Source organism: Herminiimonas sp. KBW02, from assembly GCF_003852535.1.
GTDB lineage: Bacteria > Pseudomonadota > Gammaproteobacteria > Burkholderiales > Burkholderiaceae_D > Oxalicibacterium.
The window spans coordinates 1-26,056 of the sequence record NZ_QAJP01000007.1 but is presented as its reverse complement, the minus strand read 5'-3'; the positions used below and the strand labels follow the sequence as shown (position 1 = coordinate 26,056).

Annotated in this window: 27 protein-coding genes and 1 tRNA gene; 20 read left to right on the top strand and 8 right to left on the bottom strand. The window is 52.7% G+C overall.

What is annotated here, in order from left to right; translation table 11 throughout:
- Window positions 1-56 precede the first annotated feature (56 nt).
- Window positions 57-1,805 carry a glutamine--tRNA ligase/YqeY domain fusion protein gene (locus tag DBR37_RS12150; RefSeq protein ID WP_124574757.1) on the top strand — a complete coding sequence of 583 codons (1,749 nt, stop codon included), beginning with the start codon at window positions 57-59 and terminating at the stop codon, window positions 1,803-1,805.
- 28 nt (window positions 1,806-1,833) lie between these two features.
- Here the strand turns inward: DBR37_RS12150 and DBR37_RS12145 are convergent, their stop codons facing one another.
- The gene (locus DBR37_RS12145) at window positions 1,834-2,544 is read right to left on the bottom strand and encodes an MAE_28990/MAE_18760 family HEPN-like nuclease (protein WP_124574756.1); all 711 of its coding nucleotides are present in this window, start codon (window positions 2,542-2,544) and stop codon (window positions 1,834-1,836) included.
- Complete coding sequence (locus DBR37_RS12140; RefSeq protein WP_124574755.1) at window positions 2,541-3,593, bottom strand: DUF262 domain-containing protein; 1,053 nt, start codon at window positions 3,591-3,593, stop codon at window positions 2,541-2,543. The genes DBR37_RS12145 and DBR37_RS12140 overlap by 4 nt, the downstream gene beginning before the upstream one ends.
- A gap of 102 nt (window positions 3,594-3,695) precedes the next feature.
- Between DBR37_RS12140 and DBR37_RS12135 the strand changes: the two genes are divergently transcribed.
- Genes DBR37_RS12135 through DBR37_RS12125 form a run of 3 tightly spaced genes read left to right on the top strand, consistent with a single transcriptional unit; the run spans window position 3,696 to window position 5,173 of the window.
- The gene (locus tag DBR37_RS12135) at window positions 3,696-4,151 is read left to right on the top strand and encodes a DUF2214 family protein (protein ID WP_124574754.1); all 456 of its coding nucleotides are present in this window, start codon (window positions 3,696-3,698) and stop codon (window positions 4,149-4,151) included.
- Between the two features lie 51 nt (window positions 4,152-4,202).
- On the top strand, window positions 4,203-4,769 hold the full coding sequence (locus DBR37_RS12130) for a type VI secretion system tube protein Hcp (protein WP_124574753.1): 567 nt from the start codon (window positions 4,203-4,205) through the stop codon (window positions 4,767-4,769).
- Window positions 4,770-4,798: 29 nt separating this feature from the next.
- Complete coding sequence (locus DBR37_RS12125) at window positions 4,799-5,173, top strand: VOC family protein (RefSeq protein WP_124574752.1); 375 nt, start codon at window positions 4,799-4,801, stop codon at window positions 5,171-5,173.
- 2 nt (window positions 5,174-5,175) lie between these two features.
- Here the strand turns inward: DBR37_RS12125 and DBR37_RS12120 are convergent, their stop codons facing one another.
- Window positions 5,176-6,135, bottom strand: a complete 960-nt coding sequence (locus DBR37_RS12120; protein ID WP_124574751.1) for a LysR family transcriptional regulator — start codon at window positions 6,133-6,135, stop codon at window positions 5,176-5,178.
- A 95-nt stretch (window positions 6,136-6,230) separates the two neighbouring features.
- On the opposite strand from DBR37_RS12120, the gene DBR37_RS12115 reads away from it, so the two are divergent.
- Both DBR37_RS12115 and DBR37_RS12110 read left to right on the top strand, forming a co-directional pair.
- Complete coding sequence (locus DBR37_RS12115) at window positions 6,231-7,442, top strand: MFS transporter (protein ID WP_124574750.1); 1,212 nt, start codon at window positions 6,231-6,233, stop codon at window positions 7,440-7,442.
- 105 nt (window positions 7,443-7,547) lie between these two features.
- The gene (locus DBR37_RS12110; RefSeq protein WP_124574749.1) at window positions 7,548-7,934 is read left to right on the top strand and encodes a cupin domain-containing protein; all 387 of its coding nucleotides are present in this window, start codon (window positions 7,548-7,550) and stop codon (window positions 7,932-7,934) included.
- An 82-nt stretch (window positions 7,935-8,016) separates the two neighbouring features.
- On the opposite strand, the gene DBR37_RS12105 is transcribed toward DBR37_RS12110, so the two are convergent.
- On the bottom strand, window positions 8,017-9,696 hold the full coding sequence (locus DBR37_RS12105; RefSeq protein ID WP_124574748.1) for a ShlB/FhaC/HecB family hemolysin secretion/activation protein: 1,680 nt from the start codon (window positions 9,694-9,696) through the stop codon (window positions 8,017-8,019).
- A 66-nt stretch (window positions 9,697-9,762) separates the two neighbouring features.
- Complete coding sequence (locus DBR37_RS12100) at window positions 9,763-12,495, bottom strand: filamentous hemagglutinin N-terminal domain-containing protein (RefSeq protein ID WP_124574747.1); 2,733 nt, start codon at window positions 12,493-12,495, stop codon at window positions 9,763-9,765.
- Window positions 12,496-12,734: 239 nt separating this feature from the next.
- Here DBR37_RS12100 and bla point away from each other — a divergent pair, with 239 nt between their 5' ends.
- On the top strand, window positions 12,735-13,634 hold the full coding sequence (gene bla / locus DBR37_RS12095; RefSeq protein ID WP_124574746.1) for a class A beta-lactamase: 900 nt from the start codon (window positions 12,735-12,737) through the stop codon (window positions 13,632-13,634).
- A gap of 38 nt (window positions 13,635-13,672) precedes the next feature.
- Here bla and DBR37_RS12090 read toward each other — a convergent pair.
- Window positions 13,673-13,749 (bottom strand) — tRNA-Pro (locus DBR37_RS12090).
- A 162-nt stretch (window positions 13,750-13,911) separates the two neighbouring features.
- Here DBR37_RS12090 and DBR37_RS12085 point away from each other — a divergent pair.
- From DBR37_RS12085 to DBR37_RS12025, 13 genes are all read left to right on the top strand, one after another.
- On the top strand, window positions 13,912-14,556 hold the full coding sequence (locus DBR37_RS12085) for a LysE family transporter (RefSeq protein ID WP_124574745.1): 645 nt from the start codon (window positions 13,912-13,914) through the stop codon (window positions 14,554-14,556).
- A 190-nt stretch (window positions 14,557-14,746) separates the two neighbouring features.
- Window positions 14,747-15,148, top strand: a complete 402-nt coding sequence (locus tag DBR37_RS12080; protein ID WP_124574744.1) for a DUF2721 domain-containing protein — start codon at window positions 14,747-14,749, stop codon at window positions 15,146-15,148.
- 72 nt (window positions 15,149-15,220) lie between these two features.
- Complete coding sequence (locus tag DBR37_RS12075; RefSeq protein ID WP_124574743.1) at window positions 15,221-15,613, top strand: DUF2237 family protein; 393 nt, start codon at window positions 15,221-15,223, stop codon at window positions 15,611-15,613.
- A 198-nt stretch (window positions 15,614-15,811) separates the two neighbouring features.
- Complete coding sequence (locus DBR37_RS12070; RefSeq protein ID WP_233588363.1) at window positions 15,812-16,951, top strand: GGDEF domain-containing protein; 1,140 nt, start codon at window positions 15,812-15,814, stop codon at window positions 16,949-16,951.
- A 213-nt stretch (window positions 16,952-17,164) separates the two neighbouring features.
- Window positions 17,165-17,458, top strand: coding sequence for a hypothetical protein (locus DBR37_RS12065; protein ID WP_233588362.1), 294 nt, complete (start codon window positions 17,165-17,167; stop codon window positions 17,456-17,458).
- Complete coding sequence (locus DBR37_RS12060) at window positions 17,455-18,330, top strand: HDOD domain-containing protein (RefSeq protein WP_124574741.1); 876 nt, start codon at window positions 17,455-17,457, stop codon at window positions 18,328-18,330. Before DBR37_RS12065 ends, DBR37_RS12060 begins: the two co-directional genes overlap by 4 nt.
- A 9-nt stretch (window positions 18,331-18,339) precedes the next feature.
- Window positions 18,340-19,305: a GGDEF domain-containing protein gene (locus DBR37_RS12055; protein ID WP_124574740.1), complete on the top strand. Its 966-nt coding sequence runs from the start codon at window positions 18,340-18,342 to the stop codon at window positions 19,303-19,305.
- A gap of 45 nt (window positions 19,306-19,350) precedes the next feature.
- Window positions 19,351-20,784, top strand: coding sequence for an exodeoxyribonuclease I (sbcB, locus tag DBR37_RS12050; RefSeq protein ID WP_124574739.1), 1,434 nt, complete (start codon window positions 19,351-19,353; stop codon window positions 20,782-20,784).
- A gap of 97 nt (window positions 20,785-20,881) precedes the next feature.
- Window positions 20,882-21,268: an MAPEG family protein gene (locus DBR37_RS12045; RefSeq protein ID WP_124574738.1), complete on the top strand. Its 387-nt coding sequence runs from the start codon at window positions 20,882-20,884 to the stop codon at window positions 21,266-21,268.
- A gap of 33 nt (window positions 21,269-21,301) precedes the next feature.
- Window positions 21,302-21,574, top strand: a complete 273-nt coding sequence (locus tag DBR37_RS12040) for a hypothetical protein (protein WP_124574737.1) — start codon at window positions 21,302-21,304, stop codon at window positions 21,572-21,574.
- Window positions 21,575-21,606: 32 nt separating this feature from the next.
- Window positions 21,607-21,828 carry an RNA-binding S4 domain-containing protein gene (locus tag DBR37_RS12035; RefSeq protein ID WP_124574736.1) on the top strand — a complete coding sequence of 74 codons (222 nt, stop codon included), beginning with the start codon at window positions 21,607-21,609 and terminating at the stop codon, window positions 21,826-21,828.
- A 63-nt stretch (window positions 21,829-21,891) separates the two neighbouring features.
- Window positions 21,892-22,479: a PolC-type DNA polymerase III gene (locus DBR37_RS12030; RefSeq protein WP_124574735.1), complete on the top strand. Its 588-nt coding sequence runs from the start codon at window positions 21,892-21,894 to the stop codon at window positions 22,477-22,479.
- Window positions 22,480-22,550: 71 nt separating this feature from the next.
- Entirely contained in the window at window positions 22,551-23,189 is a 639-nt protein-coding gene (locus DBR37_RS12025) for a DsbA family protein (RefSeq protein WP_124574734.1), read from the top strand.
- 59 nt (window positions 23,190-23,248) lie between these two features.
- On the opposite strand, the gene DBR37_RS12020 is transcribed toward DBR37_RS12025, so the two are convergent.
- Window positions 23,249-23,989, bottom strand: a complete 741-nt coding sequence (locus DBR37_RS12020; protein WP_124574733.1) for a beta-ketoacyl-ACP reductase — start codon at window positions 23,987-23,989, stop codon at window positions 23,249-23,251.
- Between the two features lie 79 nt (window positions 23,990-24,068).
- Window positions 24,069-25,244, bottom strand: a complete 1,176-nt coding sequence (locus tag DBR37_RS12015; protein ID WP_124574732.1) for an acetyl-CoA C-acetyltransferase — start codon at window positions 25,242-25,244, stop codon at window positions 24,069-24,071.
- Between the last annotated feature and the right edge of the window lie 812 nt (window positions 25,245-26,056).

Here is a 26,056-nt window from a genome sequence, read left to right as displayed (position 1 = left end):
CCCTTTACTTCTTAATATTGCGCACTCACCCTGCGCCTAGCCCAGAACACGTATCCATGAGCAACGATTCAAAAAACGGCAGCACCAATCCAACCCCGGCACCTTCCAACTTCCTGCGCGGCATCATCGAAGCCGATCTCGCCGCCGGTAAACACGAAAAACGTGTGGGCAAGGACGGCCAGCCGCTGCCGACGGTCATCACCCGCTTCCCGCCGGAACCTAATGGCTACCTGCACATCGGTCACGCCAAATCGATCTGCCTCAACTTCGGCCTGGCGCGCGACTACGCCGGCCGCTGCAACCTGCGCTTCGACGACACCAATCCGACCAAGGAAGAACAGGAATACGTAGACACCATCATAGACAGCGTCAAATGGCTGGGCTTTGACTGGAAAGACGACGACAAGGAACACCTCTACTTCGCCAGCGACTACTTCGACCAGTTGTATGAAATGGCCGAATACCTGATCAACCAAGGTCTTGCCTACGTCGACAGCCAGTCCGCAGAAGACATGGCGAAAAACCGCGGCAACTTCGGTGAACCAGGCAAAAACTCGCCTTTCCGTGACCGCCCGGCAGCCGAATCGCTGGACCTGTTCCGTCGCATGAAAGCTGGCGAATTCGAAGACGGTGCGCACATCCTACGCGCCAAGATCGACATGGCCTCGCCGAACATGAACCTGCGCGACCCGGCCATCTACCGCATCCGTCACGCACATCACCATCGCACCGGCGACAAATGGTGTGTCTATCCGATGTACGACTACGCGCATCCGATCGAAGACGCGATCGAAAACATCACGCACTCGGTCTGCACACTGGAATTCCAGGATCACCGTCCGTTCTACGACTGGGTGCTCGAGCACCTGGCAGAAGGCGGCTTCTTCGCCAAGCCCCTGCCGCATCAATACGAATTCTCGCGCCTCAACCTGACCTACATCGTCACCAGCAAACGTAAACTGCGCCAGCTGGTAGAGGAAAACATCGTCGAAGGCTGGGACGATCCGCGCATGCCTACCATCGTCGGCATGCGTCGTCGCGGTTACACACCGGAAGCGATCCAACTGATGTGCGAGCGTACAGGCGTCACCAAATCCGACGGCTGGATAGACTACAGCGTGCTCGAAGGTGCACTGCGTGAAGACCTCGATGAAAAAGCGCCACGCGCCATCGCGGTACTGCGTCCGCTCAAACTCATCATCGACAACTTCCCTGAAGGCGAAACCGTCGAATGCTCTGCACCAGTACATCCGCATCACCCTGAGCGCGGCAACCGTAGCTTCCCTATCAGCAAAGAACTGTGGATAGAACAAGAGGACTATATGGAAGTGCCGAGCAAAGGCTACTTCCGGCTCTTCCCGGGCAACAAGGTACGCCTGCGTTACGGCTACGTGGTTGAATGCACAGGCGCGGACAAAGATACAGACGGCAACATCATCGCCGTCCACTGCACCTACTTCCCGGACAGCAAATCAGGCACCGAAGGTTCGGCCAACTACAAAGTCAAAGGCAACCTGCACTGGGTCAGCGCAGCGCATGCACTGCAAGCCGAAGTACGCCTGTACGACCGCCTATTCAGCGACCCGCATCCAGACGCTGGCGGCAAGGACTTCAAACTGGCACTGAATCCGAATTCAAAAGAAGTGGTGCAAGCGTTTGTAGAACCTGGCGTCGCGGCAGTACAGCCGGATGAGAAATTGCAGTTTGAACGTCACGGCTACTTCGTTGCTGATCGCGTGGATAGCAAGGCTGGGAAGCCTGTGTTTAATCGGGCGGTGACTTTGAAAGATGGTTGGGGAAAGTAAATTTTACTGATTTCAAAAAATTAGAAACTTATATTGTTTGAGAGGCCGCTTGTGGTCGATAGTTAGATCTATTGGCCACATCTATAAATTCCAATTGATTGAAATGATATTCAAGCAACTCAAAAAATTCGTGTGCAATCAAAATAACCGCATTAAGGTTAATTTCTAAGTTATTAGAACGTCCGGAGGAGCCAACACTCGCTGGAGTATTACGCCCATGTGCGACTTGGTTTCTTTTCTCGACGACTTCAGTTAAATAAAGCAAGTTTGCCTGAGTAGATTGAATTGGCCCTTGAACACCGAGACACGCTGCAATATCAGATAGAACCTCGGGTCTCACATTTTGAAGTTGCGCCGAAAAAATCGTATTACTGATGGCACAACTTGTATTTGCCTCCAATTGACGAACAAATTCTAATCGTTTGCCCCATCGCTTCCCTTCCCCGGCCTCCAGCGATTGAAAATTTGAATGCATAGCGGTAGGAAGAAATTTTACCGTTGCATGAGAATAGCAAATACTTAAAGTACCAACTTCCTGCAAAAAATATTCAATTGCCTCGCTGATAGTCTTTTCGAAGGCACCATACAAATGGACAAAAAAAAGCCCTCTTAAGGTTTTAACGAGCTCACTATCAAGTGGAGGAGTTGTATCCGACTCCTGAGTCTTAATAAAACTTAATAACGCTCGTACTTCTTGAAACCGAGCGTCACCACTTGAGCGCTGAATACTAAAAGTCATATTAGAAGATCACGAACAAAATGAAGTCTTTTCAAAACCATTGTTTTGCTGTTCGTCGCACCCGTGGTGATTTTTCTTAACTCTAGGTTCCCTGCTATCTTGCTCAGTTTAGCAACTGATACCTTCGCTCCAGCCTGAACCGCCATTGCTGTTCCAACTGCCAAAGCCTCATATAAATTAGCCGAAGTAGTACTAGCTTGCCCACGTGTTATCCCCTTCGGATAAGCTGCCGCTAACAAATCAAAAGTTTTATTAAACAACCCAATTTTTGCTGGTGACAAACGCTTATCAGCATTTACCTTCATGTAATCGTTTAGAAAGCCTTTTACACTATGACCAAATTGATTATGATTTTCTAGATATGCAAAGTAGCGCAACACATACTCTTCTGACATTCCATTTTTTTGTGCAGATTCTTTTAATCGCACAGCAGTAGAAAAATTTGCGCTTTTCGATAATTTTTTTAAAGACTCGTTGAACGGCCCCCTAAAAATGCAATTACGTATTTCTTGATTGGTAAGCAGAACACCGCCTGTATTCAGCCGTTCAAACAAATCAAAACGTACGTTTAAATCACTTTTATCATTTAATACAGTGACCCGAATAGGTCGATTTAAAAACATTAATTGAACTGATTTCGGAAGATCTTCATACGTAAGATCATTTAGTGCATTTAATTTTTCTAGACCAACAATCTTCAGCGCGCTATCACGATTAATCGTTTTTAAGAGCGAGTCCTTCAATCCCACGAAATGTGCAATTGTCGAAAGTCGTTGAACACCATCCACAATCTCCCAAGTCGAGTCTGCATTGGTTGCCATAAAAAGACTTGGCACCGGGATCCCCAATAAAATCGATTCAATTAAATCCGACTCGCGCTCTGGCCCCCAAACAAATTGACGTTGGTATTCGGGCGGAATTGAAATTGCCTTTTCAACAAACATTTCATATATTTGTCGAACACTCATGTCGTAACTATCGAAAGACACTAAGCGTCGCTCTAAATCGAGCTGTGTTTGAAGATGAGAAAGTTGGCTAGCTATCGACATAATTTAAGCAGTCATTGTTTGATTGTGGTGAAATTTATCATAGTCCTGTCATTCATTAAGAAAATTTGAATGAATTAAAACTTTTTATCAGAACAAAAAGATATGAATGCATTCGTCGCCTTCCTCCACCACATAGCCTTCCTGGCCATCATGCTCACGCTGGCCTTCGAAATGCTATTACTGAAGCAACCGTTAACACTTGCCACCGCAAAGAAAATCCAGCGCTACGACGCCATCTACGGCGTCGCTGCTGGCCTGATCCTGATCATTGGTGGTTTGCGTGTGATGTATTTTGAAAAAGGCGCCGACTATTACATGCATAGCGCGCCTTTCATTATCAAGATGGTGCTCTTTATCATCGTCGGTCTGATCTCCATCCATCCGACCATGACTTTCCTGAAGTGGAATCAAACACTGAAGCAAGGCGTGGTGCCTGAACTGAGTGATGTGCAGAGCCGCAAACTGCGCGGCATTATCCATGCGGAACTGATGCTGCTGGGAGCGATGATCCTGTGTGCAGCGATGGCTGCCAAGGGCATAGGTTACTTCGGCAACTAAGCGTACACTGCCGCTTCCGACCAACACACTTCATCGAACTAAAACATAGCTATGGATTTAATCCTGCTGCAACCCGGCGATCCTGACTTTATACCTGCCACCAGTGACACAACAGGCGGCTCACTCATAGACCCGCAATGGCAGGATGCAAGCCTGAAGCTGGGCAGATGTTTAGAACTCGTTTCGGTACATCAGGGGATGCGGCTCAGAACTGCGATTACCGGTGAGCAGGCGCACGATAACACTGCGGCTGATCGCCCTATCATTACCGAACTGACGTGCGTGAAGTATGTCGACAACACATCGGTGAAGCTATATGACTACTGCCTGCGCGCGCAGCCGCTGGGCAAAGGCAAGGATCAGCCTACCGTGCTTTATATCGCACGCAATTCCGGCGACAAGACCAGCAATATCATCACGCTGTCCCTGCGTGATGCCATCGTGAGCGAGATCCAGTTCCAGTCACATCCGGACGATATGCCGACCGAACAGTTCAAGCTGAACTTCACCGAGATACTCTGGACTTACACAGTGCAGTCGACGAACGCCGAGACCGCCGGCAACATGGTTGCGGGCTGGAGCATCGCGCAGAATCGCCCGATTACGCAGTTCAGCTAATACGCCATCACTGCTCATTTGATAGCCGCATGAAAATCGATCACGCCACCATCGTCACACCGCAACTGGAAGCGGTACGCCAGTTCTTTTGCGATATCGTCGGACTCACGGCAGGCGAGCGCCCGCCTTTTGGTTTTGAAGGTTACTGGCTGTACCACGACGGCAAAGCCGTGATTCACCTGATCAAGACCCATTCCGAACGACCCATCACGAAGTCGCCTGCACGCATTGATCACATTGCGTTCCGGGTAGATAGTGCAGACGAGTGGAACAAGCTGATTACGAAATTGCAGGCCGCCACTTATGAATACGAGTCGTCGCAAGTACCCGCTACCGGTGAGCGACAGTTGTTTGTCGTACCGACGCCGGGCGTGATGATAGAGTTTGTGACGGCAGCGGCTTAAGCCTACTTTTTGGATTTACCTTTTCCGGCATTAGGTACACCCAGCTCCTGCCCCAGCGGTTGTATCGCTCGTATGGTGTCGAGGAAGAGACGCAAACGCGCCGGATAGTAACGCGCATGTGGATACACCAGGTACACCGGCAATGACGGCGCGCGCCAGTCAGGCACGAGATGCAGCAAGCGTCCTTGTGCAATGTCATCCGCCACCAGCCAGCCTGAAATAATCCCGGCACCCAGACCCGACGCCACTGCGGTACGCAAGGCATACAGGCTGTCGGTACTCATGCGCGGCTGGATTTCGAATGCATGCTCTGCGCCATCGGCTTGCCGTGTCAGCATGACTTCTTCCCGATAGAAAGTACGGAACGCCAGCCACGGCAATGTGTGCAAATCATCAACCGTCAACGATGAAGAAATACCCGACACCAGTTGCGGTGAAGCCACCACGATACGCGGTACATCAAACAATTTGATCGCCACCACCGACGGATTATCGACCACCCCAACCTGGATCGCGCAATCGATACCTTCCGCGATAAAGTCGGGACGACGGTCATGCAGCATCCACTCCACAGATACGCGTGGATAACGCCCGAGGTAATCCGCCAGCGGCGTTATTAAATGTTCCTGCCCGAAAGCATGCGGCACCAGTACCCGTAAGGTGCCTTCCGGCTCATCCTGCGTGCCACGCAAGTCTGCTTCCATCGCTTTCCAGTTATCCAGCAAATCCTTCGCATGCGCATAGCAACGCTCGCCGTCTTCGGTCAGCTTCATCACATGCGTCGAACGTTGTAACAGCCGCAAACCCAGGCTGCGCTCCAGTGCCTGCAAGCGACGGCTAACCGTGGGCTGGCTGGTTTTAAGTTGCTCTGCAGCGGCCGACAGGCTGCCCGTCTCGACGATACGGACAAAGGTTTGCATCAGTTCGATGCGGTCTACGCCTGGATTCCCTGATTCTTTCATACGTTAAGCGTATAACAAATCTACGTTTAGAGCTACTACCAAACCTTAAACGCATAGATGAAAATCCGTTCTGTCGTTAATAACAAGGAATTCCCATGCTGCTTATTCAATCCACACATGCACAGACCGAAAAAGCCGCGCTGCCGGCACCACTGGTTCTGCTGCTGGCCACCGGCGCCGGCCTGAGCGTCGCATCGCTCTACTACAGCCAGCCCATGCTCGGCGTACTCGGCGCAGACATCCACGCCAGCGATCGCATGATAGGTCTGGTACCGACACTGACCCAGCTCGGTTATGCACTCGGCATTTTGCTGCTGGCGCCGCTGGGTGATCGCTACGACAGACGCACCATCATCCTGATCAAGGCTGGTTTGCTGGCACTGGCCTTGCTGTCCAGCGGCCTGGCTCCCGGCATCATGTGGTTGCTGGCCAGCAGCCTGGTGATCGGCCTGACAGCGACGATGGCACAAGACATCGTCCCTGCTGCCGCCACACTCGCACCTGAATCGCATCGCGGCAAAATAGTCGGCACGGTAATGACGGGCTTATTGCTCGGTATCTTGTTGTCACGCGTTATCAGCGGCTTTGGCGCAGAAGAGTTCGGCTGGCGCTCGGTCTACATCGCCGCTTCGGTAGGCGTTGCAATGATTGCGGTTGCCACATGGCGCGGCTTGCCACGCTTCCAGCCAACTACGCAATTGGCGTACGGTCAATTGCTCGGTTCGATGGTGCAGTTGTGGCGTCGTCACCCTGCGCTGCGTCAGGCCGCTTTGGCACAAGGCTTACTGGCACTCGGCTTCAGCGCGTTCTGGTCGACGCTGGCAGTGATGTTACATGGCGCACCTTTTCATCTGGGTAGCGCTGCGGCCGGCTCCTTCGGTCTGGCAGGCGCAGCGGGTGCATTGGCCGCTCCTTTGGCTGGCAAGCTGGCAGATAAACGCGGCCCTGAATTGGTAACACGTCTGGGTGCTGGTCTTGGCGCGGTTTCGTTTGCAGTCATGTTGCTCGCACCCAGCCTGCCTACCCATATGCAACTGACTTTGCTGGTGATTGCGACGATAGGTTTTGATCTGGGTGTGCAAGCGACCCTGGTTGCCCATCAGACTATCGTCTACAGCATAGAACCAGGTGCGCGCAGCCGTTTGAATGCATTGCTGTTCACCGGTATGTTCATCGGCATGTCCAGCGGTGCGGCACTCGGTAGCCTGCTGTTGTCGCAATTTGGCTGGGCCGGTGTTGTGGTGCTGGCGACTTTGTCTTCACTGGCTGCATTAGCAGTACGCATGCTGGGTAGCAATAAAAGCTAAAACCTGAAGTCCGGCATCAGATCAGTTAGGATATCGCATCCATGTCCGCTATCGCGTTTAAACGGGTAGCGGACATTTTTGCATATGCCCAACTGAAACATAACCATGACTACATTCAATAATATCGTTCTCTATACCGACACTGACGGCTACGCCAAATTCCGGGTAGCGGAAATTGCGCTACCAGGCGGCTCACCCAAAGCACTTCTGTCGGATCTGATTCCTTCCGGCGGCTTTCAGGTACGTCATAGCCCGCCTGGTGTGAGCAGCGATTTCCATTGCACGACGACGGCGCAATGGCTGGTGGTCCTCAGCGGTGAAATGGAAATTGGTTTGCGCGATGGCAGCAAGCGCGTCTTCAAAGCTGGCGATCACTTCTTTTCGAATGACCTGGTGCCTGCAGGCGCGGAGTTTAATGACAAGGTACACGGCCATAGCAGCCGCGTGCTGGGCGATACACCGCTGACGACTTTGTTCGTGCGTACCGCCTGAAGCTTATAGTGGTTGGCAATAAAAAACGGCCCCGTTCAGGAGGCCGTTTTTGTTTGTACCTATATTTGAATACTTGCGAGACTTAGAATTTGTAGCCGGCAGTAACCCATCCCATAGGCTGACGATCTGCCGTATCTGACTCAGGACGACCGCCATAGCTGCGCCATGCGACTGCCGTATCGACGCTCCATTGGTTTTTCGCAAAGCGTACGCCTGCACCGTAACCACCGATGCTGCGTTTGTTGTCGGCATTGGTCCATGGTTTGGAGTTGGTTTTAATCCAGCCGGCATCGTAGAACGCGTAAGGCACGAATGCGCCGACTGCGTAACGCACTTCCAGTTGCGCCAGCCAGCCCTGATCACCATACGACTCACCAACCGGATAAGCACGTATACCAGTCGGGCCGCCGAGGCCGAATTTTTCGGAGGAGTCGAGGTTTTGGTCAGCCCACTGTGCCGACATGCGTCCAAACAAGTTCAGCTTATCGGTCACAGCCTGTATGCGTGCAAGATCAAGATTCACTTTGTTGAAGCTACCTGCGCTGCGTGCACTTGCTGCATCGACGGTACTCAGGGAGTGATCAAGCTTGAGCTTACCCGGCGTCCAGGTAACAGCACCATAAGTAACCGCGCCGCCGCCAAGCTGGTCACGCGTATCGAAACTCAGTGCGACCGGCAAGGTATCGCTGGATTTGTCATTGCTGGTACCGACTGCACCGCGCCTGTCGTTGAGCTTCTTATATTGATACGTTGCGCTCAGTGTCAGGTTGGTTTTTTGCGAGCGCAGGATCGGATAGCTCAGGCCAGCGCTATACACATCCGCCGTACCGTTGGCATCCAGTGCCGAGAAGGATTTACCCAATTGGTAATAAGTGTGGGTATAGGAAACCTGCCCGCGCAAACCGGAAATGCCCAGCGGCATGCTGTAAGCGAGATTGCCAAACCACATGCCTTCTTCGGTGTACAAGCTACGGATGTTGATCTGGTCGCCCAACAGGAAAGGGCTGTTGATATCCAGATTGGCACGCGCACGCGCACGACCGGTATAGCGGTTGCCGTGATTGTCGATGCCGACGTCACCCGTGTATTTCGCTGTACGTTCGATCTCGACCGCGAGGTCACCGGTACCGACTTCCTGGCCAGGGCGGATGATAGGTGCGACACGCACACCCGGCAGATCATCCATCAACAGAGAAATACGTTCCAGTTGCGTGCTCTGGATCACACTACCCGGACGCAAAGGTGCGAGGAAGCGTTGCGCTGCATCGGCCAGTTTGGCATCGCCATGCGCCTGCACTTTGCCATAACGACCTTCCACTACATCGATACGCAAAACACCATCCTGCATGCCTTGCGGCGGCAGGTAGGCGCGTGCAAACGGATAACCAGCCTGGTGATAGTAAGCGGAAACGCGATTAGCCAGCTCGCGCAAACCCGCTGCATCATATGACTTGCCGCTGACTTCACCAATTGCCGCCAGCAATTTGGCTTCCGGGAACAAAGTATTGCCCTGGATGGTGACGGACTGGATCGTCACTTGCACACCACCGGCCGGAACCGATGTTGGCTTTGGTGTTTCTATCTTGATGCCAGGCGCTGCCTTCGGCGCTTCGATGACGGGTGCCTGTTGCTGCAAAACCCGACCTGCATCAGGCGCGATCTGCGCTGATGCAGGGAAAGCGGCGACTACGGCACAGGCTGCAACTATGGCTGATAAAGGTTTACGCGACAAAGGTGTAGCAACTACTGTATTTCTGTTCATGAACGATCTCGAATAATCAAATTTAATAAAGATGGTGAATAAGTAAGCCGGGCATCAAACCAACGCTTAACGCGATCCGCCCTTCTGTGTCTTATTCAGATCTTCTATCTGTACACCTTGATTATTCATCGCGACATCCGGCAAGGACACGCCGCCACCGACGACAAAGACTTTCATGAAACCGGACGGGTCGAGACCAGCCTGGTTAGCGCCACCAGCATTCGGCAAGGACGAACCGTCCGCCGCGCCCGAACCACCATTCGCATTCACATTGGAATTGGAATTGCCGCTACCAGCCGATCCTGACGTCCCTGCATCCAGCGAAACCAGACGCAAGCCACCGCTGGTATCAACGTTCATCGTTTTACCCGCGACTTCCGGTGCCACGAATGCCGGCGGCAAGATATTGCTGTTCACGGTGGCAGGGGTCGCGGTGTTTGTATTGACCGTATTCTGCGCACTCGAAATTGCAGTGACGACAGGTGTAGTCGTAGTTGGCACGACCACAGGTCGCGGCGTTCCGGCAGAAGCGGAAACCTGTCCTACTATGCCGTCCAGCATGGCAGCCGGACCTGCCGCGTAGTACCAGGTCATGCCGTCACTTTGGCCTGCGGCCAGATTTGCCAGGCGTAAAAACAATGCGTATGAACCATCTCTGGCAGCCTCTGTAATTGGCGAGTTGCGCGGATCAGTATCTGTCGCATTTGAAAAACTACAGCAGTAATTTACCGACGTATCCGCACCAGGCGAAGTCGAATAGAAAAGGATAGCAGCACCCTGCCCGTCGTTACGTTCAGTAATTTTCAGCGCTTTCGATTGCTCATTCTGGCTAGTCAATTGCTCAAAGCCATTAGACGTCAGATTTCCTTTGTATTTAAAAGGCTGGTCAGTTTGCGCAACATAATCGTCACGTGTACCTACCCACAAACGCACATTGGATGCGGCGACACTGCCCACATTGGTGATGGTGGTATCAGTCTTGAGGTAAGACTGCCCCGCATTCAAGGTATAGGTATTCGATACTTGCAGTGCTTCACCGCCGGTGAAAGCTATGTTCATGTTCGAGGTAATCGAACCCACGCCTTCCTTGTAACCAGAAATCTCCAGGGAGCTGGTCGTCCCCGAGGGGAAACCAGTCTGGGTGTTCACTTTCTCACCGTTTGCATTCCAGCTCGAAGTACCATCGCCACCCGTCGCTAATTGCAAATCCAATGGGTAACTGCTGAATGTAAGCTTGTACCAGGTATTACGCTGCTGACCGTTTACGACCGAAACATTATCGAAGTAAAACGGCTGTTCCAGTTGACCGTATTGATTGAGCGAGGTTTGCGTACCATTACCGAAACGCAGCAAGCCGTTATCCAGCACCAGGTTCTTCACCGTTCCGGCAGAACCCTTTAACCACGTGAATGCACCACCAGACGGAATGAAAATCTTCGCGCCATTGTTCACGTTATAGCTACTACCTGCACCATCTGTCGTCGCCTGGCCATAGCCAAAAGCCAGGCTGCCGGTACCGGTCGCTGTCAACGTGCCGTTGATATTAATGTTGTTGTGCGCGATCAGGCTGAATTTGTTCTTGTTCCAGCTGATAGGCGCTTCAACATTAATGTCGCCTGCTTCACTGCCGGCTGCCGCCGTTGCAATGGCAACGTCGGTACCGCCATTAAGTGTGCTTTCTATGGTGCCTGTGCTCAGGCAGTTAGTGCCAGTGCAGCTGCCTGCCTGGATGGTAATGTTGGTCGGATCGATCAACCATGCGCCGCCCTTACCTTGTGCCGATGCTGCAGTCACATGTGCGTTGTCCGCTACCGCGACGTCTGCCGCGCTGGTTTCGATGAAGCCGCCGTCACCGCCGACAGGTGCACTTGCATCGAGCTTGCCACTCACCGCGATGCGATCATTTTGCATGTCACCGATCAGGTAAATCTGACCTTTTTCACCAGTCGCCAGGGTATGTGCTTCGATCACGCCGGTATTGTTGATAACAGTCGTTGCCAGCTCGCCGGCTGCATGCGCACGCAGATACACCAGACCGCCGTCCGCCTTGATCGCGCCACCGTTCTCTATCAGCGCGTCAATGGCGGCTTGCTTGACTTCGAGTTTGACCGGGCCGCCAAGGTCCAGCGTGACGACGCTGCCTGCGCCCATCAGCACATTGCCGCTATTGGCGGTGACATTACCGGTATTGCTGATCTTGGCGGCGACAAATGCAGCCGTGCCACCGTTCGCCACCGTAATATTGCCCTGATTAACAATCGCGTTGCTGCTTGTACCAGCCAGCTTGTACTCGCCATTCATGAATTCAGGCAGCGAAAACTTCAGGGTCGAAGCGATCAGGCCGCCGGTGTTGACCTGCGCTGTTTGCGTGAAGAGGATGCCGTTCGGGTTTTCAATCGCGACGATACCGTTCGCGGATATGCGTCCCTGGATCAACGAAACGTCCGAGCCCAGAACCCGATTCAGTGCGACCGATGTTGCAGTCGGCTGGATGAAGGTGACGCTATTGTTTTGACCTACTGAAAAACTTTGCCAGTCGATGACTGCTTTATTCGTGCTTTGATTAATTGTCATGGCGCTGCCAGACTGGCTGATTGCAGCGTTGCCGGCAACCACGGTACCGCCAGCCGGCAGCACATCCGCTGCCATGACCGACACGGAAGCCAATCCCAGCGTTACTGCTGCTGCACGGCGCAAGGCGCGCATACTTTTGGTTTTTCCCTGCCCTTTGCTCAATTCGGTTACCGCTTGCCAGGCACCTGTGCTGGCATTCCAGATGACGCGGTAAAAGCGATTCATAGATCCATTACTTTTCATATTTCCCCTAAATTGAACAGCCGGAAAAAACTATCCCGCACTTAAAATGTTTTCATACGTCAATTTTATGGGCAAAAAAGGAGAGCAATATTGCCGAGTGGCAATCGAGCTGCAAAAAAAAATAATTTGCGGCGCATTTGCCACGATTTGTAAAATCTCAGATAGGCTCAGGAAATAGTTTCGCGCTCATTGAGAGCACCCGATATTTTTTGGAAAAGACCATGCTTGTATCTACCCGCCGCCGCTCCCTGCTACTCGCCGCAGTTGCCACACCGCTTTCAGGCCTGCACTTGTCCACCTATGCAAACAATCAAAAAATCTCGCGCCAGACCGCGCAGGAAGAACTGAAGAAAATAGAAGTACGCTCCGGTGGCAGGCTCGGCGTTTCGGCAATCAATATGGCAAGCGATCAGCGTGTCGAATATCGCGCGGAAGAACGTTTCCCTTTCTGTAGTACCTTCAAGGTCATGGTTGCCGCCGCCGTCCTGCAAAGAAGCACGAGCGATACGTCGTTACTGCAAAAACGTATTCGCTATAAAAAGGAAGACACAGAAAAATCAGGCTACGCACCGATCACGCAAAAGTATCTGGCGGATGGGATGACGGTAAGCGAGCTATGTGCGGCCACCTTGCAGTACAGCGATAACGCAGCGGCAAATTTCCTGATGAAGGAACTGGGCGGACCTGCGGCCGTCACCGCTTATATGCGTTCCATCGGCGACAACGTATTCCGCCTGGATCGCTGGGAACCTGAGCTGAATTCGGCGTTACCCGGCGATGAACGCGACACGTCTACTCCGGCAGCCATGGAAAATAGTCTGGAGAAGCTCGCTCTGGGCCGCGCCTTGCCGCAGCCACAACGCGAACAACTGATGAACTGGCTGAAAGGCAATACGACCGGAGGCAAACGCATGCTGGCCGGTGTACCGGGAGGCTGGCAGGTCGCCGATAAAACCGGCACAGGCTCTTACGGCACGACCAATGACATCGGCATACTTTTGCCGCCCGGCGGCTCAGCCTTGGTGACGGCCATCTACTTTACGCAAAACGGTAAAGATGCCGCACCACGTGAAGACGTCATCGCATCTGCCACGCGCATAGTCGTCGCAGCGTTAAGCTAGGGAAATAAGAATCAGGAGCAAGCCGTCCAGGCATCACCTGGTCGGGGTGAGAGGATTCGAACCTCCGGCTCCTGCGTCCCGAACGCAGTACTCTACCAGGCTGAGCTACACCCCGACATGAACTGGAACTTTGACAGTGATTTTAGTTTAGCCAATTTGCTGAAATTTGGCGATATACACCAGGCGTTTTATCAGTCGGCAGCAAAAACCGAACGTGCAAAGCACGCTCCGCGCACAAGCATTATCATATGAGCCTGACCGCACATCTGCTTCCATCATGACGCTCTCCCTCTGGCTTACTTTCCTGATCGCCGCCATCCTGATCGCCATTACGCCTGGCTCTGGCGCTATCCTGTCGATGTCGCATGGACTGTCGTATGGCGTACGCAAAACCACAGCATCCATACTCGGTTTGCAACTCGGTTTGATTTTCCTGCTGACGGTAGCCGGTGCGGGTGTCGGCTCCCTGTTGCTGGCTTCAGAGATGGCTTTCAATATCGTCAAGACGATAGGTGCGTTTTATCTGATTTACCTCGGCCTTAGCCAATGGCGCGCCAAAGTCGTCATCGCACCAGAGATGCAGGCACAAACCGCCGCGAGCATGGTACCGAGCTTTCGCAAACGCTTTTTGCATGGCTTGCTGACGAACGTCACCAATCCGAAAGGCGTAATTTTCATGGTGGCGGTACTACCGCAATTCATCGTCAAGGATGCGCCACTGCTACCGCAATTACTGATCCTCGGCCTCACCATCTGTGTGATCGATATCATCGTGATGCATGGCTATGCATTGGCCGCTTCGTCGATGCAGCGTTTTTTCCGCAATACCCATGCAGTGAAAAAACAAAACCGCTTCTTTGGCGGCCTCTTCATTGCCATCGGCACCGGCCTGTTTTTTGTTAAACGTGGGCCCGTGACGTAATGACCACGTCAGGCTTCTTCATTACAATGTCGTCTTGATGTAGCCGCACAAGCAACTACAGTACAAGCAACGATAACGCTTACTTCAGCGCCTGCCCTTACCAAGTCAGGCGCAGTTCTTGCGTTACGGTTGGTAGTGCCGAACAACGGCACGACTGACCTCCCCTACTCCATTACCGTTGGAAAGATACATGGACCTGACTACGCCAGCCCTGCTGTTCCCCGCCATTTCACTGCTGCTATTGGCATACACCAATCGCTTCCTGGTCATCGCGCAATTAATCCGCCAGCTCCACGTCAAGTATCAGGAGCGCGCCCACGATGTCGTGCTGCGCCAGATCGCCAACCTGCGCGTGCGCGTGATGCTGATACGCCGCATGCAGGAAATGGGCGTCGGCGCATTCATCCTGTGCGCGCTGTCGATGTTCCTGGTCTTCATCAAATTGATTTTTATCGCACAGATCATCTTTGGCTTCAGCATTTTCATGCTGGTGCTGTCGCTGCTGGTATCACTCTATGAAATCGTGATCAGTACCAAGGCAATCGAGATCGAGATGGAAGATATGGAGCAAACCCTGAAGGATCAGGAATAAGGACAGGCTTCGCGGCGCACGTGGTAAAGTTTGCGCCGTACTGATTGTCACTCATCTCCATAAACGACTTACATGCCGCCTACCCTGCCCATCGCAAAAAACGTCTTTGGCGAACCCCTGGTTCCTTGTTCCTTCCAGCCACTCACCGGCTACTTCCGTGACGGTTGCTGCAAGACCAATGAAGAAGATGTCGGCACACACATCATTTGCACGGTGATGACGGCCACCTTTCTGGTTTTCAGCAAAGCTTGCGGCAATGATTTGTCCACCCCGCGCCCGGAATGGAACTTCCCCGGACTCAAACCGGGCGATCAATGGTGTTTATGTGCCAGTCGCTGGGTGGAGGCATGGCGCGCCGGCGTTGCGCCAAAAGTTGTATTGGAAAGCACCAACCAAAAAGTGCTCGAAATGGTGAGCCTCGATGATTTGCGTAAACACGCGTTTGTAATACGCGAAGAAGAGTAAATCCTCTCCTTAAACCCGGTCACCCGGCAGCTTGCGGCAAAGATACGACGTTACTTTGGCAATTAGGCAACGAAATTAACGATTGTCATCGTATTTGACAATAGTTCCCATTGTTTCGATTGGGAATCCGTTAAAATCCTTACCAAGCTGCAATCTTATTCAAGACACGACTTATCTTCGCGGATCGTCAGGCAAAGTATGGATGCGTTAACCGCTGGCATCGCGTTAATCCTTGTGCAATTCTGTATTGCACTGGTGATGGCCGGGGTTTTTTATACCACTCCCTCAGAAAAATGCACCAAGTACTGGGCTTTATCCGGTGCCTGGATCGCTTTCGGCATTCTCATCGCCATCGTCAATAATCGCCTGCATCGCCCCGCTTTTATCCTGAACGGCACCGGCGCCGTGATGATAGGCCTGATTTTCCAGTGGTATGGCATACGTGCGTTCTACAAAAGGCCGCCGCAAAAATGGGGCTGGCTTATCTGCGTCGCGTTTGTCGCCGTACTCGCGCTACTCTTCATGCTGGGTGCCAACTTCCAGCAACGCGCCATTCTGGTTTCATGCACCGTCCTGATCCTGCTCGGCCTCAGCCTGCATGCAATCTGGCGCGGACAAAAAGGATGGCCCAAGACTTTCGTACAAACCCTGGTATTCGGTGCCATCGTATTGCTGATGACAGGTAACGTGCTGCGCATCGCGATTGCCTCGCTACAGCTTGTTGGTACCTTGCCGATGGAGCGCTCCAGTTTCGAGATTGTCGTCGCGTATATGATCCCGACGGTCGGCACCGTGTTGTTTTCGATAGGACTCTTGCTACTCTACTTTGAACGCACCGTCGAAGAGAATCGCCACCTCGCGACCCATGATGAACTCAGCAAATTACTGAACCGCCGCGCCATCGTGTCAGCAGGTGAATACAGCCTGGCTTCGGCGACGCGCCTCGGCCATGAGCTGACGATCGCCTTTATCGATATAGATATGTTTAAGTATTTCAACGATAAATTCGGCCACGCGGCAGGCGATACCGTGATCCAGGAAGTCGCGGCCATCCTGCAGCAAACCTGCCGTACCATCGATCTGGTCGGTCGCTATGGCGGCGAAGAATTCCTCATCATCCTGCCCGGCGTCAGTCGTGATGACGCGGCTCTGGTCGGGCAGCGCCTGGTTGACGCAGTACGCCAATATCGCTTTCTCGGCACCCACCCGGTCACTATCAGCGCCGGCCTGACTACCTTGCCGAAAACCGAAGTATGCTCATGGGATAATCTGGTACGCCGGGCTGATGCCGCCCTGTATGAAGCCAAAGGTCTGGGGCGCAATCGCTACGCGGCCTGAACCACGCAATCAGCTTATAAATTTCTTGCCTTTATTCCATCACGGGCACACCCTTTAGCGCATGCATACAACACCTCCCATTTGCGCTGATTTTGACGATAAAACATCATCTTTATTTCCCCATGGATACATATCGCGCCCGATGGTAAGCTAATCAGCAGAAATCACACAAAAGAGGCAGACATAGTGGGCGTTATTCATCAACAGTTAGCATTGGACAAAGTCACACCCGGCATGGTGCTGGCAGATAATCTGCTGGATGCGCAGGGGCAGATCCTGTTGCCTAAAGGCGCGGAACTGAACGAACAGATGCTGGAGTCGCTACGCCGTCACGACATCTCGTCACTACGAATTTTCATGGGCGAATTAAGTGAGGAAGAAGCTGCCGCACAACGTGCTTACCTGCAGACACGCCTGACGCGCCTGTTCCGCAATTCGGACGGTGAAGATGCAAACGGTTTGCTACAACGCTATATCTACAAGTTTCGTCTGGGAGAACAGCCATGACGAACGCCATGCGTGACGCCCATATCGAAAAGCTGCATTTCAACCAGGTCATTAACCAAATTCGCGATTTGCCTGCGCTGCCTGCCATCGTGCAGGATTTGATGAAAAATATCGGCCCCGATGAGACCGACATCAATGTCATCACACGCAAGGTTTCCATGGATCAGGGGCTGTCGGCAAAAACGCTGCAGTTTGCCAACTCGTCATTCTATGGTTTGCAGTCCAAGGTAACGACCATACAGCAAGCCATTACCCTGATCGGCATTAACGCAGTGCGCCACGTCGTCACCGCCAGTGCCCTGACAGGTTACTTCCCGCCCAATAATTGGGCGGGCTTCGATTTCTTCGCGCTCTGGCGCCATTCAGTAGCGACTGCGGTGTGCTCACGCGTACTGGCACGTCATTTGCACGTCAATCAGGATTACGCATTCACCGCCGGTTTGCTGCACGATATAGGTCGCCTGGTATTGGTCACTTATTTCCGCAACGAGTATGAAGCCGTCATCGCGTATCGCGCAGAACATGATTGCCATTGGCTGGTAGCGGAACAGGAAGTACTGGGCGTTGATCATGTGATGGCGGGAGAAGCACTGGCCGCACACTGGAATTTTTCCGATACGATACGCCATGCGATCGCCGGACATCACAATCCGGAGCAACAGAAAGTACGCTCGCTGGCATCCATCGTGCATATCGCTGATGCGATCGCACATGCACTCGATTTATCGCATCTGGAAAATGATTTGGTGCCGCCGGTGTCGCACGTTGCCTGGGTCGGACTGGATTTGAGTGAAGAAGTTTATCTGCAGGTCTTCCACGAAACAGAATTGCTGTTCGATGAAGTAAGCCGCGTATTGTTGACAGAAAAATAGAAGGATACTTTGGAGCAGATTACGACTTTTGGTGCATCCGCTTACGCCACAGGCAGCATCCACCTCTTTGATGGCGTTACCGATCCTGTCGTTGCCACACTGCTCGATACCTGCGCGATAGTCCGTCTGCAAAAAGACGAAACCATTTCCCCTTTACGCAGCAATGAAGCATGTGTCTATGCGGTCCTGCGCGGTGCTCTCGGCAATACCCTGATCGATGAAACGCAGGGCATACGCACCGAGAAAATTCTGCCTGGCGAAAGTGTGGGAGAACTCTCGGTACTGGACGATATTGCCCACTCCAGTACGCTGCTGGCCTTGCAGGAAACCGAATTGCTCGTCATAGAATCCGGCACTCTGTGGCGCCTGATTGATGAAGCGAACGGCGTCGCGCGCAATCTCTTGCGCCAGCTATCGTTCCGCCTGCGCGCGGCCAATGCCCAGTTGCGCCGCCGCGAGAAAGTCGGCGAATTCTATCGTCAGCTCTCTATGGTTGACGGCCTGACCGGGCTACACAACCGGGCATGGCTGAACGACAAACTATCTCACCTGATCGAAGAGGCGCATGCGGCCAAGCATCCGCTGTCCCTGATCATGATCGATCTCGATCATTTCAAGCGCTTCAATGATGAATACGGCCACCTGGTCGGCGATACCGCACTGCGTACCGCCGCCAGCGTCCTGAGTGCGGCTTTGCGTCCCAGTGATTTTGCCGTACGCTACGGCGGTGAAGAGTTGATCGTCATACTGCCGGATAGCAATATCGCTGCTGGTACCATGGTGGCGCAACGTCTGTGTGAACGCATGCGCCTGGCGGTAGTATTTGCCGATATGCATATGCCCTTGCCGCACATCACGGCTTCATTTGGTGTTGCCGTGCTGGCACCACAGCAAGATGCCGATGGCTTGCTGGCGGCAGCCGATGCAGCGCTCTATCGCTCCAAGCAAGCCGGACGCAATCAGGTCGCGATTTAAACCTGCGTCCGCAAACTTCGAACTATTTCATTTTTATATTTCACGATGGCTACGCACACCTTTCTTTGGCACGATTACGAAACCTTCGGCATCCAGACACGTCGTGATCGCCCGGCACAATTTGCCGCGATCCGGACCGATGCGGAACTCAACGAAATCGGCGACCCCATCATGTTGTACTGCCAGCCGGCAAATGACTTCCTGCCCGATCCGCAATCCTGCCTGATTACCGGCATTACCCCACAGGTCTGCCTGGAACGCGGCATACCCGAGCACCAGTTCGCAGCAGAGATAGAAAAAGCGCTGTCGCAAACCGGCACCATAGGCGTCGGCTACAACACCATACGTTTTGATGATGAAGTCACGCGCTTTATGTTCTGGCGCAACCTGATCGATCCGTATGCGCGCGAATGGCAAAACAGTTGCGGTCGCTGGGATATCCTCGACGTGGTGCGTACCGCTTATGCATTACGCCCTGAAGGCATTAACTGGCCGAAGCATCCGGATGGTCGCCCCAGCTTCCGCCTCGAACAATTGACGGCTGAAAATGGCATCGCGCATGAAGCAGCGCATGATGCACTATCCGACGTACGCGCCACCATCGCGCTGGCACGCCTGATACGTGATCGCCAACCCAAGCTGTTCGACTTCTGCCTGGGCTTGCACAAGAAAGACAAAGTCGCCGCCGAAATCGGCTTGCCGCTGCGTCGCCCCTTCCTGCATATCACCGGCATGATCCCTGCCGAGCTCGGCTGCATCGCTGTAGTCTGGCCTTTGGCCGTGCACCCGACCAATAAGAATGAAGTCATCGTCTGGGATCTCGCAGCTGATCCAAGTGAGCTCGCCGGACTGGATGCCGAGACCATACGCATGCGCATGTTCAGCAAAGCGGATGCCTTGCCGGAAGGCGTAGGCCGCCTGCCTATCAAAACCATACATTTGAATAAATCACCCATCGTCATTAGCAACCTCAAGACTTTGTCGCCAGCGATGACAGAACAATGGGGCATAGACATACCGACTGCCTTGCAGCACGCAGAAGCGGCAGCCACAACCCCGGACATGAGCGCGATCTGGCAAGAAGTGTTTTACCGTCCGCAAGAAGCGGCAGCCGATGTGGACGAGGATCTGTACGGCGGCTTTATCGGCAATAATGACCGGCGCACGCTGCAGGAGCTGCGCGCACTATCACCGGAAGCACTGGCGCAGGCACGGCCAGCCTTTAGCGATCCGCGTCTGGAGGAAATCGTCTGGCGCTACCGCGCCCGTAACTTCCCGCATACGCTGAATGAAGAAGAACAGCAGCGCTGGGAAGAACATCGTATAGCGCGCCTGTTTGACGGTGAAGCCGGAGCACGCACTATAGAGACCCTGTTTGCCGAAATCGACCAATTGTCTGAGGACGTAGACGAACGTGGCGAGGAAATCCTCGGCGCGCTGTATGACTACGCCGAAGCCATCGCACCCAGCCGTAACTAAATACCCGTCTGACACCAAATACGCTGCCCTTACCACGCAGCGTGCTAATCTGTGCGCTGGTCAACTGCCGTAAATTAACTATTCAGCGGAGACAGACATGAATCTTTCTTACTGGTGCGTTCTGATTGCCGGCATCCTGCCCGTTGCCACCATCGCTATCGCTAAATGGGGACGCCGCGATTTCGATAATTCGGAGCCGCGCCGCTGGCTGGAAAAACAGGAAGGGCTGCGTCGCCGCGCCGACAGTGCGCATCGCAATCACTTCGAAGCCTTTCCTTTCTTTGCGGCAGGTGTTTTAGTTGCACAACAACTGAATGCCGATCAGGATTCGATTAATATGCTGGCTGTCGTATTTATTGCGGCACGCCTCGTATACACGCTGCTCTATCTGACGGACCGGCCTACCTTGCGTTCACTCACATGGGTGATCGGCTACCTGGCTGTAATCGGATTATTTTTATTACCTGCTTTTGACGGCATCTGATGCCTGCTCAGGCGCTTTTATTTTTTTACTTCTATGTCGCACACCCAAACACTGCAGTTACTGCAAGACTCTGTTGAAGCCCTCCGGCAAAGTCGCATCAGCGTCGCTGAATTTTGCCAGACCTGGCGCGCACAAACGGCACTGCTGGCAAGCCTGCCTGGTCCATACAGTACCGTCATGGAAGACTTGCTGAGCCGCCTGGAAGCCGGCAGCCTGTTTACGGAAGAAAGCTGCTCCTTCAGCCAGATCGATTTACTGACGACACTGGATATGTGGCTGGACAACGCCCGCCAGACCCTGGGCTAATATCCACAGCGACCTTTTAAAAGCAGACTACGATGCAACAATTTGAATTTGAACTGAACGACGAATTCGTCGAACTGAACCAGCTGCTGAAGCTGATCGGACTCTGCGACAGCGGCGGCGCCGGAAAAATGCTGGTCGCCAGCGGCAAAGTAAAAGTAGACGGCAAGACCGAGTTACGCAAAACCTGCAAGATCCGTGCAGGTCAGGTCGTCACTCTCGGCGATGTCCGCATCAAGGTACACGCCGCTGCCTGAGACGAAGATAGCCTTGCGCCGTGAAAACCAGCGGCGCTGCAGCAGGCATGGGACAATGCTGTCATGAGCCCACACGAAAAACTGATATTTGTTGACCTGGAAACAACAGGTGCCAATCTGATCAATGACCGCATTACCGAAATCGGGATAGTCGCGGTCGATCCGGATGGTTGCATAGAGCGCTGGTCTACCTTCGTCAATCCCGGCCGCCCTATCCCTGAATTCATCCAGGGCCTGACCGGCATCAGCGATGAGATGGTCGAAACCGCACCAGCATTTGAAACACTGGCAGATACAGTGCGTGCACGTTTGCAGGATGGCTTGTTCATCGCACACAATGCACGTTTCGATTACGGTTTTCTGCACCACGCTTTCGCCCGTGCCGGCCATGCACTGAATTCCGAAATGCTGTGCACAGTCAAATTGTCACGCGCGCTGTTTCCTGCAGAAAAGAAGCACAATCTGGATAGCCTGATTGCGCGCCATGATTTAATTCCCGAAGCACGTCACCGCGCGCTGGCCGATGCAGATTTGCTGTGGCAACTATGGCGCAAGCTGAATGCTGTGGTTCCGTACGAAGTCTTCAGCAAAACCGTACAGACCTTGCGCCAGCAACCAAAATTATCGTTGCCGGCAACTGCGGAAAACTAAACTCCAGTGCTATGCTGCTGGCTGGTAAATCTGTAGCTATCTTGAACGACTCATAACAAGGAAACTGATTCATGGCCAAACTCATCTACATTGCCGATCCTATGTGTTCGTGGTGCTACGGCTTCGGGCCTGAACTCAACACACTGTTGAGCGGCTTGCCGGATACGCAGCTGGAGCTGATCGTCGGCGGCTTGCGTGCCTACAACAATGAAGTGATGGATGAGAAACTGAAAGCCACCTTGCTTGAACACTGGAAAAAAGTGGAACAAGTCAGTGGCCTGCCATTCGCAAAAAATGGCTTGTCGCATGAAGGCTTTATCTATGACACCGAACCTGCCTGCCGTGCCGTCGTTGCTGCGGGCATGCTGGCACCGGATACCGCGCTGGATGTATTCCACGCGATCCAGCACGGTTTTTATGCAGAAAACCTGGATACGACCAAGGGTGAAGTATTGGCAGATATCGCTGCTGCGGTATTTGCGAAGGCTGACATCCAGATCGATGCAGCCGAGTTCCTGCGCACCTGGGCATCGGAAGAAGCACGAAATGCAACAGAAGCCGACTTTACGCAAACCAAATTATGGGGCGTGTCCGGCTTCCCTACTTTGGTATTGGAGAAATCTGGTGAGCTATATCTGGTGACGTCCGGCTATACAAAAACGGAAACGCTGGTTGAACGTCTGCAGGAGTTGATAGATCAACCAGCCTGATGCGCTTAGCGTATTGGCTAGGAACAAAACAGCGCCGGGTTGATCCCGGCGCTTTGTTTTTAAGACATGTGTTGGCCGCCGTTAATGGCGATGTTTGCACCGGTAACAAATGCAGCTTCATCCGATGCCAGGTAAGCCACCAGACCGGCTACTTCTTCCGGCTTGCCGAGGCGCCCCATAGGAATTTGCGGCACGATTTTCGTATCCAGCACATCCTGCGGAATCGCGGTCACCATCTTGGTACCGATATAGCCCGGTGAAATCGTGTTCACGGTAACGGCTTTGCGCGCAACTTCCAGAGCCAATGCTTTGGTGAAACCATGCATGCCTGCTTTCGCTGCTGAATAATTGGTTTGACCGAAAGCACCCTTCTGTCCATTCACCGAAGAAATATTAATAATACGTCCCCAGCCGCGCTCCACCATGCCGTCACACACCGGCTTGGTCATGTTGAAAACGGAATCCAGATTGGTTCCGATCACCGCATCCCAGTTCGGCTTATCCATGCGTTTGAAAGTCATGTCACGTGTGATCCCGGCATTGTTCACCAGCACATCAACAGGTCCCATTTCTTTCTCGATTTGCGCGACACATTTTTGCGCTGAGTCAAAGTCGGACACATCGCATGGATAAGCGTGAAAATCGTAGCCGCTTTCTTTCATGAGCTTCAGCCACTCATCTACTTTGGTATTTCCCGGTGAGTAGGTCGTCACCACCTGATATCCAAGTGCTGCCAGTTTGATGCAAATCGCTTCACCCAAACCACCCATACCACCGGTCACCAATGCAAGGCGTGTCATAACTGTCTCCTCTTATTATTCGTAAAAATGGCTGACTGTTCTATCAAGCATGTGCGCGCTGCTCAAGCTTAGCCGAAACTTATCGTTCAATCGCAAGCGCCACCCCCATCCCGCCACCGATGCACAAGCTGGCCAAACCTTTGTGCGCATCGCGTCGTATCATTTCATGCAGCAAGGTCACCAGGATGCGGCAACCAGAGGCGCCGATAGGATGACCGATCGCAATCGCGCCGCCATTCACATTGATCTTTTTGGTATCCCAGCCCATCTCGCGATTCACGGCAATCGCCTGTGCAGCGAAGGCTTCATTGATTTCCATCAGATCGACATCCTGATGTTTCCATCCCGCTTTTTTCAGACACAGCTGCGCAGCCGGAACTGGCCCCATGCCCATGATGCTCGGGTCTACCCCTGCGGATGAATAAGCTTTAATTTTTGCCAGCGGTTTGAGCCCCAGCTCTTTAGCTTTCTGCGCCGTCATCATAATCACTGCCGCTGCGCCATCGTTGATACCGGATGCATTGCCAGCTGTCACTGTGCCGTCTTTGGAAAACGCCGGACGCAGAGCTGTCAATGATTCCAGTGTCGTGCCGTGTTTGATGTATTCGTCGCTGTCGAAGACGATATTTCCCTTTTTACTTTGTATTTCAAAAGGAATAATTTCATCTTTAAACTTGCCGGCTTTCTGTGCAGCCTCAGCTTTGTTCTGCGACTCCAGTGCAAACTCGTCTTGCTCCTGGCGTGAGATACCGAATTTCTTCGCGATGTTTTCTGCTGTCGTACCCATGTGGTACTGATTGTAGACATCCCACAAACCGTCATGAATCATGGTGTCGATCAGCTTCGCATCACCCATGCGAAAACCATCGCGTGAATTATTCAGCACGTGTGGCGATGCACTCATATTTTCCTGGCCACCGGCTATGATGATTTGTGCATCACCACATCTGATCGCCTGCGTTGCGAGATGTGTCGCTTTCAAACCGCTACCGCATACTTTATTAATCGTGAAAGCCGGCACCATGTCCGGAATACCGCTGCGTATCAAGGCTTGACGCGCGGGGTTCTGTCCGCAACCTGCAGTCAGAACTTGTCCTAATATAACTTCGCTGATCTGGTCAGCCTGTATGCCGCTACGCGCCAATAAGTTTTTAATGACGTGAGCACCGAGATCAGAGGCTGCGGTCTTTGCGAGCGCGCCGCCAAATTTTCCAACACCAGTACGTCCAGCAGAAACAATGACTACATCATCCATTTCAACTCTCCAATAGCACTGCGAGGGAACTACGATAACCATCAATTGACGAAGACATGCCGGGTAAGCGGCAAGAAAAATTCACACAATTCAAGGCGTCCGTTACAACCGTATCTAAAAATTGTTTGGAACGCAATAACTAGATATCAAATCTTGCGAATGACTTACAGCGCGATCATTGAACAACTTAAGAGCGATCTCTAATCCACGCGTCATATGTCAGTTGAACAAATCAACAGACTGATTTCCAAGCGCAATCGAGCGAGTTTTCATCGTCTATAAACATGTTAAAGAACGACTTGAATTAGTCATGAGTTAGTCATCTGCAGCATCGCCTGCAACTTTGATGCTCGCCAGGAGCATATGTGAAATCCATCGATGTATTCAGGGACTTATCTGAATGAGTATTAAAGGATGGAGTCTGATCGAACACTATTCATTTCATCTGCTTGTAGCAGTCGGTCACGCACCAGGATGGCGCGGTCGAGATGGTATGTGCGTATATAGATTCACCCAGGTAATCGATCACGCAAAAATCCGGTGTGAAGTTGAAGGCCTCGCGCTAGCGACGGGTAATGGAATGAGGACGAAGAAGAGGTATTGAATTGGCGGCAATCATCAACGTGCGAATTTCCGGGATGAAGCGGAACACATTGAAGGAAGCAACGTGGCTTGAAGCTGAAGCGAAATTTTTGGTACGGAAGCGAGAGTCTTTGCTGCGGTATTACAGTTCAAGCGCTGTTTTTGCAGGGCGCATCCGTCGAGAATAGAGACGTGAATCGCAGAATTACAAATCCGTCGCGCAAAGCAAA